Origin of the sequence: Streptomyces gobitricini, assembly GCF_039532985.1 — a bacterium.
Taxonomy (GTDB): Bacteria; Actinomycetota; Actinomycetes; order Streptomycetales; family Streptomycetaceae; genus Streptomyces; species Streptomyces gobitricini.
The window spans coordinates 1-18,483 of the sequence record NZ_BAAASR010000009.1 but is presented as its reverse complement, the minus strand read 5'-3'; the positions used below and the strand labels follow the sequence as shown (position 1 = coordinate 18,483).

Annotated in this window: 19 protein-coding genes; 5 read left to right on the top strand and 14 right to left on the bottom strand. The window is 73.0% G+C overall.

Annotated features, from left to right (window positions below):
* Nucleotides 1-29: 29 nt before the first annotated feature.
* From ABD347_RS08780 to afsQ1, 4 genes are all read right to left on the bottom strand, one after another.
* Nucleotides 30-629, bottom strand: coding sequence for a VanZ family protein (locus ABD347_RS08780; protein WP_344358617.1), 600 nt, complete (start codon nt 627-629; stop codon nt 30-32).
* Nucleotides 630-694: 65 nt separating this feature from the next.
* Nucleotides 695-1,309, bottom strand: a complete 615-nt coding sequence (locus ABD347_RS08775) for a hypothetical protein (RefSeq protein ID WP_344358615.1) — start codon at nt 1,307-1,309, stop codon at nt 695-697.
* Entirely contained in the window at nt 1,296-2,789 is a 1,494-nt protein-coding gene (locus ABD347_RS08770; protein ID WP_344358613.1) for an ATP-binding protein, read from the bottom strand. Before ABD347_RS08770 ends, ABD347_RS08775 begins: the two co-directional genes overlap by 14 nt.
* The gene (gene afsQ1 / locus ABD347_RS08765; protein ID WP_344358611.1) at nt 2,786-3,463 is read right to left on the bottom strand and encodes a two-component system response regulator AfsQ1; all 678 of its coding nucleotides are present in this window, start codon (nt 3,461-3,463) and stop codon (nt 2,786-2,788) included. The genes ABD347_RS08770 and afsQ1 overlap by 4 nt, the downstream gene beginning before the upstream one ends.
* Nucleotides 3,464-3,612: 149 nt before the next feature.
* Between afsQ1 and ABD347_RS08760 the strand changes: the two genes are divergently transcribed.
* Nucleotides 3,613-4,335, top strand: coding sequence for a SigE family RNA polymerase sigma factor (locus ABD347_RS08760; RefSeq protein ID WP_344358609.1), 723 nt, complete (start codon nt 3,613-3,615; stop codon nt 4,333-4,335).
* A 148-nt stretch (nt 4,336-4,483) separates the two neighbouring features.
* On the opposite strand, the gene ABD347_RS08755 is transcribed toward ABD347_RS08760, so the two are convergent.
* The gene (locus ABD347_RS08755; RefSeq protein ID WP_344358607.1) at nt 4,484-5,221 is read right to left on the bottom strand and encodes a uridine kinase; all 738 of its coding nucleotides are present in this window, start codon (nt 5,219-5,221) and stop codon (nt 4,484-4,486) included.
* A gap of 55 nt (nt 5,222-5,276) precedes the next feature.
* Here ABD347_RS08755 and ABD347_RS08750 point away from each other — a divergent pair, with 55 nt between their 5' ends.
* On the top strand, nt 5,277-5,639 hold the full coding sequence (locus ABD347_RS08750) for a hypothetical protein (RefSeq protein WP_344358604.1): 363 nt from the start codon (nt 5,277-5,279) through the stop codon (nt 5,637-5,639).
* Nucleotides 5,640-5,742: 103 nt separating this feature from the next.
* Here ABD347_RS08750 and ABD347_RS08745 read toward each other — a convergent pair whose 3' ends face one another.
* The 3 genes from ABD347_RS08745 to deoC are packed head-to-tail and all read right to left on the bottom strand — an operon-like array spanning nt 5,743 to nt 9,027.
* Nucleotides 5,743-6,651 (bottom strand): aldehyde dehydrogenase family protein, encoded by a 909-nt coding sequence (locus ABD347_RS08745; RefSeq protein ID WP_344358602.1) that lies wholly within the window; start codon nt 6,649-6,651, stop codon nt 5,743-5,745.
* Nucleotides 6,644-8,077, bottom strand: coding sequence for an aldehyde dehydrogenase family protein (locus tag ABD347_RS08740; RefSeq protein ID WP_344358601.1), 1,434 nt, complete (start codon nt 8,075-8,077; stop codon nt 6,644-6,646). The genes ABD347_RS08745 and ABD347_RS08740 overlap by 8 nt, the downstream gene beginning before the upstream one ends.
* A 5-nt stretch (nt 8,078-8,082) precedes the next feature.
* Nucleotides 8,083-9,027 (bottom strand): deoxyribose-phosphate aldolase, encoded by a 945-nt coding sequence (gene deoC / locus ABD347_RS08735; RefSeq protein ID WP_344358656.1) that lies wholly within the window; start codon nt 9,025-9,027, stop codon nt 8,083-8,085.
* A 233-nt stretch (nt 9,028-9,260) separates the two neighbouring features.
* Here deoC and ABD347_RS08730 point away from each other — a divergent pair, with 233 nt between their 5' ends.
* Nucleotides 9,261-9,914 carry a PH domain-containing protein gene (locus ABD347_RS08730; protein WP_344358598.1) on the top strand — a complete coding sequence of 218 codons (654 nt, stop codon included), beginning with the start codon at nt 9,261-9,263 and terminating at the stop codon, nt 9,912-9,914.
* Nucleotides 9,915-9,927: 13 nt separating this feature from the next.
* Here ABD347_RS08730 and ABD347_RS08725 read toward each other — a convergent pair whose 3' ends face one another.
* From ABD347_RS08725 to ABD347_RS08710, 4 genes are all read right to left on the bottom strand, one after another.
* The gene (locus ABD347_RS08725; protein ID WP_344358595.1) at nt 9,928-11,118 is read right to left on the bottom strand and encodes a hypothetical protein; all 1,191 of its coding nucleotides are present in this window, start codon (nt 11,116-11,118) and stop codon (nt 9,928-9,930) included.
* 128 nt (nt 11,119-11,246) lie between these two features.
* Nucleotides 11,247-12,887: a phospho-sugar mutase gene (locus tag ABD347_RS08720; RefSeq protein ID WP_344358592.1), complete on the bottom strand. Its 1,641-nt coding sequence runs from the start codon at nt 12,885-12,887 to the stop codon at nt 11,247-11,249.
* A gap of 359 nt (nt 12,888-13,246) precedes the next feature.
* Complete coding sequence (locus ABD347_RS08715) at nt 13,247-14,071, bottom strand: purine-nucleoside phosphorylase (protein ID WP_344358589.1); 825 nt, start codon at nt 14,069-14,071, stop codon at nt 13,247-13,249.
* Between the two features lie 179 nt (nt 14,072-14,250).
* A complete protein-coding gene (locus ABD347_RS08710) occupies nt 14,251-14,688 on the bottom strand; it encodes a gamma-glutamylcyclotransferase family protein (RefSeq protein ID WP_344358585.1) in 438 nt (145 codons plus the stop codon).
* Between the two features lie 138 nt (nt 14,689-14,826).
* On the opposite strand from ABD347_RS08710, the gene ABD347_RS08705 reads away from it, so the two are divergent.
* Nucleotides 14,827-16,266: an NAD(P)H-quinone dehydrogenase gene (locus ABD347_RS08705; protein ID WP_344358582.1), complete on the top strand. Its 1,440-nt coding sequence runs from the start codon at nt 14,827-14,829 to the stop codon at nt 16,264-16,266.
* A 178-nt stretch (nt 16,267-16,444) separates the two neighbouring features.
* Nucleotides 16,445-17,407, top strand: coding sequence for a DeoR/GlpR family DNA-binding transcription regulator (locus ABD347_RS08700; RefSeq protein ID WP_344358579.1), 963 nt, complete (start codon nt 16,445-16,447; stop codon nt 17,405-17,407).
* A 64-nt stretch (nt 17,408-17,471) separates the two neighbouring features.
* Here ABD347_RS08700 and ABD347_RS08695 read toward each other — a convergent pair whose 3' ends face one another.
* Both ABD347_RS08695 and ABD347_RS08690 read right to left on the bottom strand, forming a co-directional pair.
* Nucleotides 17,472-18,017 (bottom strand): TetR/AcrR family transcriptional regulator, encoded by a 546-nt coding sequence (locus ABD347_RS08695; protein ID WP_486388594.1) that lies wholly within the window; start codon nt 18,015-18,017, stop codon nt 17,472-17,474.
* A 169-nt stretch (nt 18,018-18,186) separates the two neighbouring features.
* Nucleotides 18,187-18,483 (bottom strand): acyl-CoA carboxylase biotin carboxyl carrier protein subunit (locus ABD347_RS08690; RefSeq protein ID WP_344358574.1); only part of this gene is annotated, 297 nt, incomplete at its 5' end.

The following is an 18,483-nucleotide window of genomic DNA, read 5'->3' as shown; positions in this document are numbered from 1 at the left end:
CGCCCGGATACCCCGGACAAAACGTCGGACTACGGGGCGATACCGACCCTGGGAATCCTCGGGGTCGCACCCTGAGGGACGTCGTCCCGCAGCATCCCCAGCCCCCGGCCCCGGCTCCCGCCCCCGGCCGGCCGCTGTCCCCGCCCCGGCCCCGAGCCCGGGCCCGGCCTGCGGCGCCGCAGCCGCCCCCGCCAGGCGGGCACCACCGCGAGATGCGCGAGCGCCACGCCGGCGCTGTTCAGCAGCACCGCGTCCACGTCCACCACCCGCCCCGGCACCACCGTCTGCAACAGCTCGATGCCCAGCGACACCAGCGCGCCCGCCAGGACCGTACGGAACAGCGACGCCCACGGGGACACCACCAGCCGGCCTCCCGCCATGGGCAGCAGCACCCCGAGCGGAGCCAGCAGGAGCAGGCCCTCACCGATCCGTCTCGCCGCCTCCAGCGGGCCCAGCGCCAGATCGGCCCTGATCCCGGCCAACGGCTGAAGATTGGCCGCCGTCACCCACAGCACGTCCCGCGGCCGGAGCGTCAGCCACGCCACGAGCAGGAGATGGGCGATGAGGAGGATGAGCCCCGCCGAGCGGAGGCGGATGACGGCGCTGCCGTCCGAACCATGACGCTGCACGCCCCCCAAGACGCACCGGCCGGCACGATCGGTTCCGCCCGCCGAAACGACGTCCCGGCGGCGGCTCAGGACGCCGGCCGCGTCGGCGCCGCCGAGTCCGGGCGCTCCCGCAGCTGCGCCGTGCACGCGTAGCGCCGCACCGGATAGGGGCCGGGCCCGCCGAGCAGGACCGTCCCGCCGTCCGCGGTCGCACTGTTCTCCGCGTACGTGCACACGATCTGCGACAGCGCCGCCGCGGGCAGGTCCTCCGGCTGACGGCTCAGCCGCAGCGCCCCCTCCGGGTCGCCCTCCCGGCCCGCCGACACGGCCAGCGGGCCCTGGACGGAAGTGGAGAACCCCGCCTCGCGCTCCGTCGCCGACGGCTCCGCGAGGAGCTGGTTCAGCAGGGCCCGCGCCACCGCCACGCGGCTGTCGGCCGGGTTCTTGTCACCCGTCTCCGGCACCGCGCGGTGCACCGCCTCCAGACCGGACGCGCACACCAGGTACACCCGGACCGGCACCGCCTGCTGCTGCGCCCGCGACGCGAGGTCGGCGCCCGCCACGCTGCACGGCAGCCGCGACGGCGCCGCGCCCGCGTCGACCGGCACGGACGTCGTGCGGATCCCGCAGCCCGAGGCGACGGCGGCGACCACGGCGACCCCCGCGAGCGCGGCCCGGCCACGCCGCTCACGCACCCTCATCACCGTCCCCCTCCTGCCGCTGTTCCCGTTCCGTGTCCGTCCGTGACGCGTCGCGCGGCAACCGCAGCACGAACACCGCGCCGTCACCGTCCGGCGAGTTCGCCGCCGTGATGTCACCGCCGTGGATCAGGGCGTTCTCCATCGCGATCGACAGGCCCAGCCCCGAGCCCTCCGAGCGCGGCCGCGACGCGCTCGCCTTGTAGAACCGGTCGAAGACGTGCGGCAGCACGTCCTCGGGGATACCCGGCCCGTGGTCGCGCACCTCGATGTACAGGTCGTCCTCCGCCGTCCGCACCGCGACGCGCACCGGCGACCCGCCGTGCTTGAGCGCGTTGCCGATCAGGTTCGCCAGGATCACGTCGAGGCGGCGCGGATCGAGCCGCGCCACGAGCCCGCGCTCGGCGTCCAGCTCGACCGCGTCCAGCCAGGCGCGTGCGTCGACGCACGCCGTGACCTGGTCGGCGACGTCGACGTCGTCCAGGACGAGCCGCGCCGTACCCGCGTCGAAGCGGGTCACCTCCATCAGGTTCTCGACCAGCGTGTTCAGCCGCCGCGTCTCACTGACCACCAGCTTGACGGCCGGGGCGATCATCGGGTCGAGGCCGTCCTCTTCCTCCTCCAGCACCTCCGTCACGGCGGTCAGCGCGGTCAGCGGCGTACGCAGCTCGTGCGACATGTCCGCGACGAAGCGCCGGCTCGACTCCTCCCGGGCGCTCATGTCCGCGACCTTCTTCTGCAGGCTCTCCGCCGCGCTGTTGAACGTCCGGGACAACTCGGCCAGTTCGTCGGTGCCCGACACCCGAAGCCGGGTGTCCAGCTCGCCCTCGCCCAGCCGCCGCGCCGCCTCCCCGAGCCGGTGCACCGGCTTCAGCACGGTCGTCGCCGCGGCCTGTGCGAGCAGCGCCGAGACGACCAGGGCCAGCGCCGACGCGATCCCCAGCGACCACGCCAGCGAGTTGAGATCCTGCCGCTCCGGCTCCAGCGACTTGAACATGTAGCCGGTCGGCCCGCCGCCCACGATCCGCGTACCGCCCACCAGGTACGGCGTACCGTCGCGCGTCGTCCGCTGCCAGAAGAGGTGGTAGGGGTACTTGTTGCCGTCCGTCACCTCCTGCCGCTCGTCCACCGCGGCCCGCAGCTCCCGCGGCACGTCGTCCATGGTGAAACGGTCGGGGTCCGACACCCCCGCGATCGGCTTGCCCTTGGCCCGCTCGCCCAGCAGCACCACGCCGTACCCGATACCGCCGGAGGACATCTCCTCCGCGGTCCGCCGCAGCTCCTCCTCCGTCGGCCGCAGCGGCAGCGTCGCGGCACGCCGCTGCATCTCCTGGCGGAAGTCGTTCAGCGCCGAGTCCTGCGTGCGCTGCAGCACCGCCTCACGGTTGAGCCAGTACGCGATCCCCGACGCGGACGCCGCGGCGGTCAGCGCGACAAGGGCGAAGACGATGACGAGACGCAGCCGCAGACTCGTCCGCCTCACGCAGGCACGTCCAACCGGTAGCCCACACCACGCACCGTGCGGATCAGGGTCGGGGAGGACGGCACGTCCTCCACCTTCGCCCGCAGCCGCTGGACGCACGCGTCCACCAGCCGCGAGTCGCCCAGGTAGTCGTGCTCCCACACCAGGCGCAGCAACTGCTGCCGTGACAGCGCCTGGCCCGGACGGCGTGACAGCTCCAGCAGCAGCCGCAGCTCCGTCGGTGTGAGCTGGAGGTCCTCACCGTTCTTCGTGACGGTCATCGCCGACCGGTCGATCACCAGCGCGCCGAACGTCGCCGAGTCCGTCGACTCGCGCTCACCGCGCCGCAGGACGGCCCGGATCCGCGCGTCCAGCACCCGGCCCTGCACCGGCTTGACGACGTAGTCGTCCGCACCGGACTCCAGACCGACGACCACGTCGATGTCGTCGCTGCGCGCGGTCAGCAGGATGATCGGCAACTGGTCGGTACGCCGGATGCGACGGCACACCTCGAAACCGTCGATGCCGGGCAGCATCACATCCAGCACGATCAGGTCCGGCCGCTGCTCCCGCAGCAGTTTCAGGCCGTCCTCGCCCGTCGCCGCGGTGGCCACTCTGTGGCCCTGGCGTGACAGCGAGAGTTCGAGGGCCGTGCGGATGGAATCGTCGTCCTCGATCAGCAACAGGAAAGGCACGGCGTCATTCTGTCCCATGGGGGCGGGGCAGATCGACCGCCAGGGCCTGTGACAGCTCTGTGACAGTCGGCGGACACCGCTATGAAGTGGCCCCGGCAAGCTCGTTGGCACACGGACCGAAGCAGACTCCAACCGACGGGGGGCGCGAGATGAACGCACTGCACAGCACCACCTCAAGCGCAGTTGTCACGCGTCTCCACGACGTCACGCGGAGCACGGAGAAGTCCGGCGGGGTGAACTCGCGGGGGTGTGTTCGCAACGCCGGGCGTCAGCACAAGGCGCCCTACATGGTCGCCGTGGCTGACGGGGGAGCGGAGTACGGGGAGGACTCGGGGGAGCGCACGAACCTCACGGAGGCGGAGTTCACCGCCTACGTGAGAGAGCGCCGCGCCTCCCTGTACGCCACCGCCTACCACCTCACCGGCGACCGGTTCGAGGCCGAGGACCTGCTGCAGACCGCGCTGTTCTCGACGTACCGCGCCTGGGAGCGCATCAGCGACAAGGCGGCGGTCGGCGGCTACCTGCGCCGCACCATGACGAACCTGCACATCAGCGCCTGGCGGCGGCGGAAGATCGACGAGTATCCGACCGAGGAGCTCCCCGAGTCCGCCGGCGACACCGACGCGATGCGCGGCACCGAACTGCGCGCCGTGCTCTGGCAGGCGCTCGCCCGGCTGCCCGAACCGCAGCGCACCATGCTGGTGCTGCGCTACTACGAGGGCCGTACGGACCCGGAGATCGCGGAGATCCTGGACATCAGTGTCGGCACGGTGAAGTCGAGCATCTGGCGCTCCCTGCGCCGGCTGCGTGAGGACGAGGTCCTCAGCTTCGGCCGTGACGAGGAGGAGTCCTTCGGCCAGCTCGTGGCCTGAGGGCTGGGGGGCCGGCCGCGGTTCCGGGGGGAGGCGGCGGCCGGCGATCGGGGGATGGGGGGAACACGGGGGCGAGGGGGGACGGGGGGCACGTCGCGGGGCCGGACAGGACGGGGGGTTCTGTCCGGCCCTTCGCTGTGTCCGGGCGCTACGCCGGTTCCGGGGCCCGCGCCGCCGCGGTCGCCGGGGCCGCCGTGGTCACCGGGGCACGGTGGCGGCCGGCCGCGGCGGCGGCGAGGCGGCCCAGGGCCTCGGCCTTGTCGCAGGGGTGGGCGCCCAGGGCGGTCTGGCGGGTGACGATCGAGCGCTCGGCGCGCATCAGGCGCCAGCCGCGCCGCAGCAGGACCGGCACCGACTTGCGGCCCTCGCGCAGGTCCCGCAGCAGCCGGCGGCGGAACGTGGTGGAGGGACGGCCCCGCAGGCACAGCGCGTCCGCGAGGACGTCCAGCTCCTGGCACCGCGCCACGATGTCCGCCGCGAAGATGCCCTCGGCCACGAAGAGCGGGGTGCGCTCGATGTCCAGCACCTCCCGGTCGACGCGGGAGCTGGTGGCGATGTCGTACACGGGGACGGTGGTGCGTCCGGTGGCGCACAGCTCCACGACGGCGGCCACGGCGGCGTCGGCGTCCCAGGACAGCGGGGAGTCCCAGTCGACGTCCGTGCTCCCGGGGACGAGCGGGAGCGTGGGGTCGTGGCCCTCCTTGTAGAAGTCGTCGAGGCGCAGCACCGGCAGGCCGGTGCGGGCGGCGAGGGAGGACTTGCCGGAGCCGGAGGGGCCCGCGAGCAGCACGACGCGGGTCGGGATCGGTTGGGAACTCACGGGACACCAGTCTGAACCATTGACCCGGTCGAGGGACCCCACCGGGGACCCGTTGGTATCCAGCATCACATGTCAAATACGGTGCGTGTCCGACAGGTTACCCAGCCGGCAGGAGCTTTCCATGACACGTCACACCTGGCTGAGGGCCGGGCTCACCGTTTCGGCGCTGGGCGCCGTCCTCGGTGCCACCGGCGGCACGGCGCACGCCGTGGTGCAGCCACCGCGGCTGCCGCAGCTGCCGCAGACGGACCCCCAGGCGGCGCTGCAGGGCACCATGGGCGCCGTGCCCCACGTCACGGGGGTGGCCAAGCACCTGAAGGTCAACCCGCTGGCGCAGACGGGCGTGGACCCGCTCAACAACGGCGTGGGCACCCAGGTCAGCGACTTCAAGCCGGTCGACACGGCCTCGGTCACCGGCTCCCTGACCAGCCTCCCGAGCCTGCCGGTCGCGGGGCCCCTGCTCGGCGGGGTCATTCCGGGCTGACCGGACGGCCCCCGCCCGCGCGGCCGGCCGACGGGCCCCGGCGCACGAGAACGGCTCCGCCTCCCCCGGACGGAGGGGAGGCGGAGCCGTTCGGTCACGTGGGTCAGTACGAGGACCCCGACGCGCCCAGCGAGCCCGTCGGGTGCCACACCGTCTTGGTCTCCAGGAACGCGGTCAGCCGGTGCGTGCCCGGATCGGCGGCGAAGTCCTCGCCGTCCACGGCCCGGGGGCGCAGCACGCGCTTGAGGTTGTCCGCGGCGGCGATCTCCAGCTCGCGGGCGAGCCCGGCGTCCGCGCCGGTCAGGTCGATGGCGTTGACGTCCTGGTGCGCGGCGAGCGGAGCGGCGAGTTCGGCCGCCTTGCCGGACAGCACGTTGACCACACCGCCCGGCAGGTCGGAGGTGGCCAGCACCTCGCCCAGGGACAGCGCCGGGAGCGGGGCGTCCTCCGAGGCGATCACGACCGCCGTGTTGCCGGTGGCGATCACCGGGGCGACGACGGACACCAGGCCCAGGAACGACGACTCGCGCGGGGCGACGATCGCCACGACGCCCGTCGGCTCGGGGGTGGAGAGGTTGAAGAACGGTCCGGCGACGGGGTTCGCCCCGCCCACGACCTGGCCGATCTTGTCCGTCCAGCCCGCGTACCAGACCCAGCGGTCGACGGCCGCCTCGACGACCTCGGCCGCCCTGGACTTGGAGAGCCCCTCCGCGTGCGCCACCTCGTGCACGAACTGGCCCTTGCGGCCCTCCAGCATCTCGGCGACCCGGTAGAGGACCTGACCGCGGTTGTACGCCGTCGCCCCCGACCAGCCGCCGAACGCCTTGCGCGCCGCGACGACCGCGTCACGGGCGTCCTTGCGGGAGGAGAGCGGCGCGTTGGCCAGCCACTTGCCCTTGTGGTCCTGCACTTCGTACACCCGGCCGCTCTCGCTGCGGGGGAACTTGCCCCCGACGTACAGCTTGTAGGTCTTGAAGACGCTCAGACGGTTCTGTTCGGTCTTGTCAGACATCGAGGTACGCCTCCAGGCCGTGGCGGCCGCCCTCGCGGCCGAAGCCCGACTCCTTGTAGCCGCCGAAGGGCGAGGTCGGGTCGAACTTGTTGAACGTGTTGGCCCAGACGACACCCGCGCGGAGCTTGTTCGCCACCGCGAGGATGCGCGAGCCCTTCTCCGTCCAGATGCCGGCGGACAGGCCGTACTGGGTGTTGTTGGCCTTGGCGACGGCCTCGTCCGGGGTGCGGAACGTCAGCACCGACAGGACCGGGCCGAAGATCTCGTCGCGGGCGATGGTGTGCGCCTGGGTGACGTTCGTGAAGAGCGTCGGGGCGAACCAGAAACCGGACGACGGGATCTCGCAGGCGGGGGACCAGCGCTCGGCGCCCTCCGCCTCGCCCGTCTCGGCGAGCGCCTTGATGCGGGCCAGCTGCTCGGCGGAGTTGATCGCGCCGATGTCGGTGTTCTTGTCCAGCGGGTCGCCCAGGCGCAGCGTCGACAGGCGGCGCTTGAGGGCGTCCAGCAGCTCGTCCTGGACCGACTCCTGCACCAGCAGGCGGGAGCCCGCGCAGCAGACCTGGCCCTGGTTGAAGAAGATGCCGGTGACGATGCCCTCGACGGCCTGGTCGATGGGGGCGTCGTCGAAGACGATGTTGGCGCCCTTGCCGCCCAGCTCCAGGGTGAGCTTCTTCTCCGTGCCCGCCACCTGGCGGGCGATGGCCTTGCCGACGGCGGTGGAGCCGGTGAAGGCGACCTTGTTCACGCCCGGGTGCTCGACGAGCGCGGCGCCGGCGTCCCCGTAACCGGGGAGGATGTTCACGACACCCTTCGGCAGGCCCGCCTGGCGGCAGATGTCCGCGAAGAACAGGGCGGACAGCGGCGTGGTCTCGGCGGGCTTGAGGACGACCGTGTTGCCGGTGGCGAGCGCCGGGGCGATCTTCCACGCCAGCATCAGCAGCGGGAAGTTCCACGGGATGACCTGGCCGGCCACGCCGAGCGGGCGCGGGTTCGTGCCGTAGCCCGCGTGGTCGAGCTTGTCGGCCCAGCCCGCGTAGTAGAAGAAGTGCGCGGCGACCAGCGGGAGGTCCGCGTCGCGGGTCTCCCTGATCGGCTTGCCGTTGTCCAGGGTCTCCAGGACGGCCAGCTCACGGCTGCGCTCCTGGATGATCCGGGCGATCCGGAAGAGGTACTTGGCGCGCTCGGCGCCCGGCAGCGCCGACCACTTCTCGAACGCCTTGCGGGCGGCCTTCACGGCCCGGTCCACGTCCTCGGCCCCGGCCTGGGCGACCTCGGCGAGCACCTCCTCGGAGGCGGGCGAGATGGTCTTGAAGACCTTGCCGTCCGCGGCCTCGGTGAACTCTCCGTCGATGAACAGGCCGTAGGACGGCGCGATGTCGACGACCGAGCGGGACTCGGGGGCGGGTGCGTACTCGAACTTGGTCATCGTGATCAGTCCACCGTCACGTAGTCGGGACCGGAGTAACGTCCGGTGGCCAGCTTCTGACGCTGCATCAGTAGGTCGTTCAGCAGGCTGGACGCGCCGAACCGGAACCAGTGGCTGTCCAGCCAGTCCTCGCCGACGGTCTCGTTGACCAGGACCAGGAACTTGATGGCGTCCTTGGTGGTCCGGATGCCGCCCGCGGGCTTCACCCCGACCTGTACCCCGGTCTGGGCGCGGAAGTCGCGCACCGCCTCCAGCATGAGCAGCGTGTTCGCGGGGGTGGCGTTGACGCCGACCTTGCCGGTCGAGGTCTTGATGAAGTCAGCGCCCGCGATCATGCCGAGCCAGGAGGCGCGGCGGATGTTGTCGTACGTGGACAGCTCGCCGGTCTCGAAGATCACCTTCAGGCGGGCGTCGCCCGAGGCCTCCTTCACGGCCCGGATCTCCTCGTAGACCTTCAGGTAGTCGCCCGCGAGGAACGCCCCGCGGTCGATCACCATGTCGATCTCGTCCGCTCCGGCGGCGACGGCGTCACGGGTGTCCGCGAGCTTGACGTCGAGGGCGGCGCGGCCGGCCGGGAAGGCGGTCGCGACGGAGGCGACCTTCACGTCCGTCCCCGCCAGGCCCGCCTTCGCGGTGGCCACCATGTCGGGATAGACGCAGACCGCCGCGGTGCGCGGGGCGGTGCGGTCGGTGGGGTCGGGATGAACGGCCTTGGCGGCGAGCGCCCGGACCTTGCCCGGGGTGTCCGCGCCTTCGAGGGTCGTCAGGTCGATCATCGAGATGGCCAGGTCGATGGCGTACGCCTTGGCCGTGGTCTTGATCGAACGGGTGCCGAGGGACGCGGCGCGCGCTTCCAGGCCGACGGTGTCGACGCCGGGCAGCCCATGGAGGAACCGGCGCAGCGTGCTGTCGGACGCGGTCACGTCAGCGAATGCGGGTGCAGGGGGCATGGTCACCACTTGAGCATATCTACGCACGTAGCGGCCTGTACAGCCCCGTGCCGGTGGTCCGTGCGAAACCCCTGGTGACCGCAGGTGGCGTGAGCTCCCTCACGCGCCCGCGAGGGGCGGAAGGGGCGGCCCCCGCGGGCCGGCGGGACGGCCTGCCCGGCGCCGGAGGTCCACGGCAACACCGCTCCCGCCCCGAGCCGCGCCTCAACCGGCCGTGAGGCAGAATCGGCCGCATGACGACCCCCCAGCAGCCCGAGTACGCCGACCGGTCCTTCCGCTCGACCCACGGGATCGTGGGAGGACTGCTGCTGCTCGGCTTCGCCGCCTGGATCGGCGGTGACGCGCTGGTCACCGGCGAGGGCCGGGTGCGCTGGATCGCCGCCGCCGGGCTGCTGCTGGTGGTCCCGCTGATCGTGGCGTTCACCTTCCGGCCCGCGGTGTACGCCAACGACGACCGCATGCGCGTACGGAACCCGTTCCGGACCGTCGACCTGCCGTGGGCGTCGGTCGCCGACGTCCGCGCCGGGTACTCCAGCGAGGTCGTCACCACGGACGGCACCAAGTACCAGCTGTGGTCCGTGCCCGTCTCGCTGCGCGAGCGCAAGCGGGCGGCCCGCCGGCAGGACCGGACGGACGCCGGGTCCGGGCCGGGTGCCGGATCGGCGGGGATCCTGAGCGCCCTCGGAGCCGGGCGCGCCGGGCGGGACGCCACACCGGCGGCGAAGTCCGCGGGCGCCGACCAGACCGTCGCCGACCTGCGCGAGCTGGCCGAGCGGTGCGCGTCACGGCCCACCGCGCAGGGCGCCCCGCACGTCCGCTGGGCCTACGAGATCCTCGCGCCCGCACTCGCGGGCCTGGTCCTGCTCATCGTCCTCCTGGCCGTCTGAGGCCCGCGGCGGCTCACGGCGGGCCCGGCCACACCAGCAGCATGTAGGCGCCCAGCCACGCAGACGACAGCGCCGCCCCGGCCAGCACCACACCGGCCACCACCGGCCGCGCCCGGCTCACCGCCACGGCGAGCGGCAGCAGCAGGGGGAACGCGGGCAGCAGGAAGCGGGCGCGCGGGAAGTACACCCCGCCGCTGCCCAGCACCACCAGCAGGAGCACCCCGCAGAAGACCAGGAGCGGCAGGGGCTGCCGGTCGGCCAGAGACAGCGCGTACAGCGCCACCGAGGCCACCAGCACCGCCGAGACGGCCACCAGGAACAGCTGGGGTGTCCGGTCGTACGCCAGCAGCTCGCGCATCCAGCGCAGGGTGCCCGCTCCGCCGTCCCAGGTGTTGCGCCACAGCCGCTGCACCGCGAAGTAGCCGTCCCAGCGGCCCACCCGGACGCCCACCCACGCCACGTACGCGAGCCATCCCAGGGGAGCGGTGAGCGCCGCGACGAACGGGGGCCACGCGCGCGTGCGGGCCGCCGCCACCAGGCCGGCCACCGCCACCGCGGCGGCGAGCGCGATCCCGGTCGGACGCGTGAGCCCGGCGAGCACCGTCAAGACGGCCGCCGTGTACCAGCGGCCGGTCAGCACGGCGTACAGCGCCCAGGCCGTGAGCGCCGTGAACAGCGACTCGGTGTAGCCCATCCACTGGACCACGCCGACCGGCAGCGCGCCCCACAGGACGGTGAGCACGGCGCCGGCGCGGCGCCCGTACAGCCGGTCACCGACCGCGAAGATCCCCCACGCCGCGACCAGCGAGAAGGCCACCGCGAGCAGCAGCGCCACCGACGCGCGCGAGCCGGGCGTGACGCCCGCGACCGCCTTGATCAGCACCGGGTAGAGCGGGAAGAACGCCAGGTTGTTGGAGTCGTACCGGGTGCCGAGGCGGTCCTGGTACCCGTGGTCGGCGATGCCCAGGTACCAGTCGGAGTCCCAGGACGTGGCCAGCGCCGGCCACACCCCGTGCTCCTTGAGGTGGGCCCAGCGGGCCAGGACCAGCAGCCCGAAGAGCCGCACCATCAGGTACCCGAGCAGCGCGGGCGCGGCGCACCGCAGCGACCGGGCGGTCCGCTCCCGCACGCCTCCGGCCGCCGGGGACGCGGGCCGGCGTGACGCGGGGACGGTCGGGCGCGGGGTGATCACCGACGGCGGCACGGTGGCGCTCCAGGGGCTCGGCTGCGGTACCGGGGGTCACCCTGCTCGGTGGCCCCGGAACCTACCGGCCCCCTGCGTCAACTGCCGTACGGAATTCACCCGTACGGGATCCGTACGGGTGACACGGCTCAGATGCCGGCCGCCACCGCCAGATCCCGCTTGATCGCGGCCAGGACGTCGTCGCCCTTGGCCCTCGCGTCGGCCAGCCCGCTCGCGTCGGTGACCGGGACGACGACCTCCAGGTAGCACTTCAGCTTGGGCTCGGTCCCGCTGGGGCGCACGATGACGCGGGCCCGGAAGGCGCCGTCCAGGTGGTAGCGCAGACCGTCCGTGGGCGGCAGCTTGTCCGTGCCCTTCGTCAGGTCCTCGGCGGTCGTCACGGTCAGCCCGGCGAGCGCGGCCGGCGGCTGCTCGCGCAGCCTGCGCATGGCGTTCGCGATGACGCCCAGGTCCTCCACGCGCACGGACAGCTGGTCCGTGGCGTGCAGCCCGTGCGTGACGGCGAGGTCGTCCAGCAGGTCGGAGAGGGTGCGGCCCCGCTCCTTCAGTTCCGAGGCCAGTTCGGCGACGAGCAGCGCCGCCGTGATGCCGTCCTTGTCGCGTACGCCACCGGGGTCGACGCAGTAGCCGAGCGCCTCCTCGTAGCCGTAGGCCAGGCCCTCCACGCGGGCGATCCACTTGAAGCCGGTCAGCGTCTCCTCGTACGGCAGGCCGGCCGCCCCGGCGATCCGGCCGAGCAGCGACGACGACACGATCGACTCGGCGAAGGTGCCGGTGACGCCCTTGCGGACCAGGTGGGCGGCGAGCAGCGCGCCGACCTCGTCGCCGCGCAGCATGCGCCAGTCGCCCTGGTGGGGGACGGCGACGGCACAACGGTCGGCGTCCGGGTCGTTGGCGATGACGATGTCCGGCCGCACCTCGCGGGCCCTGGCGAACGCCAGGTCCATCGCCCCGGGCTCCTCGGGGTTCGGGAAGGCGACGGTCGGGAAGGCGGGGTCCGGTTCGGCCTGCTCGGCCACGAGCGCCGGAGCGGGGAACCCGGCACGCTCCCAGGCCGCGAGCACCACGTCCTTGCCGACGCCGTGCATGGCCGTGTAGACGACGTTCGCGGTCCGGGGGGACCCGGGGCTCAGGACGGCGTCCGTACGCTCCAGGTAGGCCTCCAGGACCTCGTCCCCGAGCGTCTCCCAGCCGTCCTCGGCGCGGGGCACGTCGTTCAGGCTCGTGATCGCGGCGATCGCGGCGGCGATCCCGGTGTCGGCGGGGGGCACGATCTGCGAGCCGTCGCCCAGGTAGACCTTGTACCCGTTGTCACGGGGCGGGTTGTGGCTGGCGGTGACCTCCACGCCGGCGACGGCGCCCAGGTGCCTTATGGCGTAGGCCAGGACGGGCGTCGGCAGCGGGCGCGGCAGGACCGCGGCGCGCAGGCCCGCGCCGACCATGACGGCGGCGGTGTCGCGGGCGAAGTCGGCCGACTTGTAGCGGGCGTCGTAGCCGACCACGACGAGGCCCCCCGCGTGGCCCTCGCCCTTGAGGTACGCGGCCAGACCGGCGGCGGCCCGGATCACCACGGCCCGGTTCATCCGCATGGGGCCGGCGCCCAGCTCGCCGCGGAGCCCGGCCGTGCCGAACTGGAGGGTGCCGCTGAACCGGGCGGCGAGCTCGTCGAGGTCCCGTGCCTCGACGAGCCCGGCGAGCTCGTCGCGCGTCTCGGGGTCCGGGTCCTCGGCGAGCCACGCCTCCGCCTGCGCGATGAGGTTCTGCTGCACGGTGTCTGCCTCTCTGGATGTCGTACGACTGGTCTGCGGTACGTGCCGTGGTCTGCGGTACGTGCCGTACCCCGGCGGAGCGTCTCCGTCCCGGTTTCCGGCCCTTTCCGGGTACGGGGCGCCCCGGGGCGCCCGGTACGGGCCCGGTCGCGGGCGCCGGGGCCCGCGGTGCCGGGCGGCTGGCTCGCGCCGGTGGTGCGGGTCGGGTCGGGTGCCCGGGCCGGCCCCGGAAGGGGACACCCCCACGGAGCGGCCCCCACGGCGACCGGTGCCCGGGCGGGTCACCGGGGGGAACCCGGGTCCGCCGACGGGCCGGCGCCCGCGGGGGCCGGGGTCCGGGGCCGGGCCCCGGGGGTGGGTCAGATGCGGTCCAGCACCCGCGTCAGGAGCGCGCCCATGCGGGCGGCCGAGTCGCGGCCTGCCTGGAGGACCTCCTCGTGGTTCAGCGGCTCGCCGGAGAGCCCCGCCGCGAGGTTGGTGACCAGGGAGATGCCGAGGACCTCCGCGCCCGCCTCACGGGCCGCGATGGCCTCCAGGACGGTCGACATGCCGACCAGGTCGCCGCCGAGGACGCGGACCATGTTGATCTCGGCCGGGGTCTCGTAGTGCGGGCCGGGGAACTGCACGTACACGCCCTCTTCGAGGGTCTCGTCGACCTCCTTGCACAGCGCGCGCAGGCGCGGCGAGTAGAGGTCGGTGAGGTCCACGAAGTTGGCGCCCACGATCGGCGAGGCACCCGTCAGGTTGAGGTGGTCGCTGATCAGCACCGGCTGGCCGGGACGCATGCCCTCGCGCAGGCCGCCGCAGCCGTTGGTCAGCACGACCGTCTTGCATCCGGCGGCGACGGCGGTGCGCACCCCGTGGGCGACGGCGGCGACGCCCCGGCCCTCGTAGAAGTGCGTACGGCCCAGGAAGACCAGCGCGCGCTTGTCGCCGATGGTGTACGAGCGGATCTTGCCGCCGTGGCCCTCGACGGCCGGGGGCGGGAAGCCGGGGAGCTCCGTGACCGGGAACTCGGCGTCCGGAGCGCCGAGCGCGTCGACGGCCGGCGCCCAGCCGGAGCCCATCACCAGGGCGACGTCGTGGGTCTCGGCGCCGGTCAGCTCGCGCAGGCGCGCGGCGGCGTCGGCGGCGGCGGCGTAGGGGTCGCCCTGGAGGTGGTCCGGGGTGGCAGTTGCGTTCACAGAGTCTCTCGCCTCGCGAAGTAACAGTCGCCCCGGACCGCTCACGAGGACCGGGGGTCCGGGGGCCGGCCCCGGAAGAAAGCAGTACGCCCAAGAGCGTAGCCCGAAGTTGCCTACGCGCGTAGATGACGATGCCCACGGACCTCGGATCGTTGTCTTGTCGTTTCCGACAAGAAGCCTCAGCAGGGTCGCTTGCGCAGCTCCATCACGTAGTCGTGCGGGGCGCCCGCCGACTCCGCCGCGTCCGCGATCTCGCCCAGGTAGCGTGCCGACGGCAGGCCGCCCTCGTACCCGTTGAGGACGTACACCCAGGCGGGTTCCTCGCCCTCCAGGGTGTGCACGCGCAGGCGCATGCGCCGGTAGATGTCCAGGCCGACACCCTCCCAGCGGTCCATGGAGTCCTCGTCCATGGGCGCGATGTCGTACAGGGCGACGAACACCTGGGAGCGCGGTGCCTCCACGATCGTGGCCAGGGCACCCTCCCAGCCCATCTGCTCCCCGCCGAACGTCAGCCGCCAGCCGTTGAGCCAGCCCGTGCCGCGCAGCGGGGAATGCGGAGCGCGGCGGGTCATCAGCCGCGCGTCGAGGTTGCCGGCGTACGCGGCGTAGAGCGACATGGGATCGAGGGTACGGGAGGGCCGGGGGTGAGCGCTGTTCCTCGAGGGAGGGCCCCGGCGGGAAGCACCGGGAGCCGTGCGGGACAATGGGGTACGTACTTGCACCCCTGCCGGACGAGAGCGCGAGGCGTAACCCCTGTGACCCGGATCGTGATCATCGGTGGCGGACCCGGCGGATACGAGGCGGCCCTGGTGGGCGCCCAGCTCGGCGCGGAGGTGACCGTCGTCGACACCGACGGCCTCGGCGGAGCGTCCGTCCTGACCGACTGCGTACCCTCCAAGACCCTGATCGCCACGGCCGAGGTGATGACCACCTTCGACTCCTCCCACGAGGAGCTCGGCATCATCGTCGCGGACGACACCCCCCACATCGAGCAGGCCGCCCGGATCGTCGGCGTCGACCTCGGCAAGGTCAACCGGCGTGTGAAGCGGCTCGCCCTCGCCCAGTCGCACGACATCACCGCCTCCGTCACGCGTGCGGGCGCCCGGGTGCTGCGCGGCCGGGGCCGGCTCGACGGGCGCCAGGCGACGGACGGGTCCCGTCAGGTGATCGTGACCGCCGCCGACGGTACGGAGGAGACGCTCACCGCCGACGCCGTACTGATCGCGACCGGTGGCCACCCGCGCGAGATCCCCGACGCCCTGCCGGACGGCGAGCGCATCCTCAACTGGACCCAGGTCTACGACCTGGACGAGCTCCCCGAGGAGCTCATCGTGGTCGGCTCCGGTGTCACCGGCGCCGAGTTCGCCGGTGCCTACCAGGCGCTTGGTTCCCGGGTCACCCTGGTCTCGTCCCGTGACCGCGTGCTGCCCGGCGAGGACCCGGACGCGGCGGCCGTCCTGGAGGACGTCTTCCGGCGCCGTGGCATGAACGTCATGGCCCGCTCCCGCGCCGCCTCCGCCAAGCGCGTCGGGGACCGGGTGGAGGTGACGCTCGCCGACGGACGGGTCATCTCCGGCACGCACTGCCTGATGGCCGTCGGCGCGATCCCGAACACCGCCGGGATGGGCCTGGAGGAGGCCGGCGTACGGCTCAAGGAGTCGGGCCACGTCTGGACCGACAAGGTGTCGCGGACCTCCGCGCCGGGCGTGTACGCGGCCGGAGACGTCACCGGCGTCTTCGCGCTCGCGTCGGTCGCGGCGATGCAGGGCCGGATCGCCATGTACCACTTCCTGGGCGACGCGGTGACCCCGCTGAACCTCAAGACCGTCTCCTCGAACGTCTTCACCGACCCCGAGATCGCCACGGTCGGTTACACGCAGGCGGACGTCGACGCGGGCAAGATCGACGCGCGCTCCGTGAAGCTCCCGCTGCTGCGCAACCCGCGCGCCAAGATGCAGGGCATCCGGGACGGCTTCGTCAAGATCTTCTGCCGTCCCGGTACGGGCATCGTGGTCGGCGGCTGTGTCGTCGCGCCGCGCGCCAGCGAGCTGATCCACCCGATCTCGATCGCGGTCGACAACAACCTGACGGTCGAACAGATCGCAAAGGCCTTCACCGTGTACCCGTCCCTGTCGGGCTCGATCGCCGAGGTGGCACGACAGTTGCACAACCGGAAGGCCTCCGACGAGGCGTAGTCCGCCCCCGGCGGAGGGACAACACCCGGCAACCCCCGGCAAGTCGGGACATCGATCAGTCAAGGAACGTTCCCGGACGGGCCCGCCTATACCACTTGGCGGGTCCGTCTGTTCGCAACTTCGCGTATTAGGCGCATACCGCTGCAAAGAAACGGTCGCTGGCGTTACTGTCAGTTTCGTGTTCGCTGCAGAACGTCGCCAGTTGATCCTTGAAATGGTGCGCGCCAACGGGGCGGTATCGCTCCGGGAGCTCGCCCGCGTCGTCCAGACCTCCGAAGTGACCGTACGGCGTGACGTGCGGGCGCTGGAGGCAGAAGGACTCCTCGACCGCCGGCACGGCGGTGCGGTGCTGCCGGGCGGTTTTACGCGAGAGTCCGGCTTCCCGCAGAAATCCCATCTCGCGACCGCCGAGAAGACGGCCATCGCCGACGTGGCCGCCGGCCTCGTCGAAGAGGGCGAGGCCATCGTGGTCGGCGCGGGGACCACCACGCAGGAGCTGGCCCGCCGGCTCGCCCGCGTCCCCGGGCTGACCGTCGTCACCAACTCCCTGCTCGTCGCCCAGGCGCTGGCCCACGCCAACCGGGTGGAGGTCGTCATGACCGGCGGCACCCTGCGCGGCTCCAACTACGCGCTGGTGGGCAGCGGGGCCGAGCAGTCCCTCCAGGGGCTGCGCGTCTCGCGGGCGTTCCTGTCCGGGAGCGGGCTCACCGCCGAGCGCGGCCTGTCCACGTCCAACATGCTGTCCGCGAGCGTCGACCGGGCGCTGGTGCAGGCGGCGGCGGAGGTGGTCGTGCTGGCCGACCACACCAAGCTCGGTACGGACACCATGTTCCAGACCGTGCCGACGGACCTGATCACCCGGCTGGTCACCGACGAGCCGCCCGTCCACGACGACCGGGCGGGCACCGAGCTCCAGGCGCTCGCCGACCAGGGGGTCCAGATCACCGTGGCCGGCGCCACGTCCGGCGCGTCCGGCGCGGAGGGCGGACCGCCACCGGGCCGGCAGGGCCGCAGGGACGTTCCGCTGCCGGGCCAGCGCGGCCGCCACCCGGGTGGTCCGCAGCTGCGCAGCGCTTCCCTGTCGGGGGACGGCCAGCCCCCGGAGCGCGGCGCACGGGTGGCGGATCTGCGGCGCCGCTGACGGCCCTCTCCGGGGCCGCCGCGCCGGGTGACCGCCCGCGAGGCCTGCCGACGCGCCCCGCCGGTCAGGCCTTGAGGCCCCGCAGCGTCAGCGTCAGCAGGCGGTCGGCCAGCTCCGGATCGTCCGGGGACTGTTCGGCGGCCAGGGCGATCGCGTTGGTCAGCTGCATCAGGTCGCCGATCGACACGTCCGCCCGTACCGCACCCGCGTCCTGGGCGCGGACCAGCAACCGCTCGCCCGCCGTGCGCATCGGCGTGCTGCACTGTGACAGGGCCGAACTGGCGTCGTGCGAAGCCGACATCAGCGCCCGGGCAAGGCCCCGGTACTCGCCCGCGTGCGTGACGATGGCGCGCAGCCACTCCACGAGCGCCGTGCACGGCTGCTCCGAGCCGGCCAGGTCGTGCGACCGTTCCAGCAGGGTGTGGAGCGCGTCCTGGAAGACGGCGTTCATCAGCGCGTGCCGGTTGGGGAAGTGCCGGTAGAGCGTGCCGATCCCCACCCCGGCGCGCCGCGCGACGTCCTCCAGCGAGGCGTCGGTGCCGTGCTCCGCGAACGCCGCCCGGGCTTCGTGCAGCAGCCGCTCGTAGTTGCGGCGGGCGTCGGCGCGCATGGGGCGCGGCGCACCCGGCGCCCCGTCCGCCGCCGTGCCGCCCGCCGCCGTACTCGTCGCCATGCGCCGTCCTCCCTCGCAACCCCGCCTCTGTCTCCAGGATGCCATCGTGCGCATGACGAGGGGCCCGCCGGGCGGCTGCCGACGGGCCCCTGTGTGGTGCGGTGCGTCAGTCCTTGATCTCGCAGATCGCGGCGCCGGACGTCACCGACGCGCCGACCTCCGCCGACAGACCCTTGATCGTGCCGGCGCGGTGGGCGTTGATGGGTTGTTCCATCTTCATCGCCTCCAGGACGACGACGAGGTCGCCCTCCTTGACCTCCTGGCCCTCCTCGACGGCGATCTTGACGATCGTGCCCTGCATCGGGGAGGCGAGTGTGTCGCCCGAGGCGGCCGAACCGGTCTTCTTGGTGGCGCGGCGTTTGGGTTTGGCGCCGGCGGCGAGGCCGGTGCGGGCGAGGCTCAT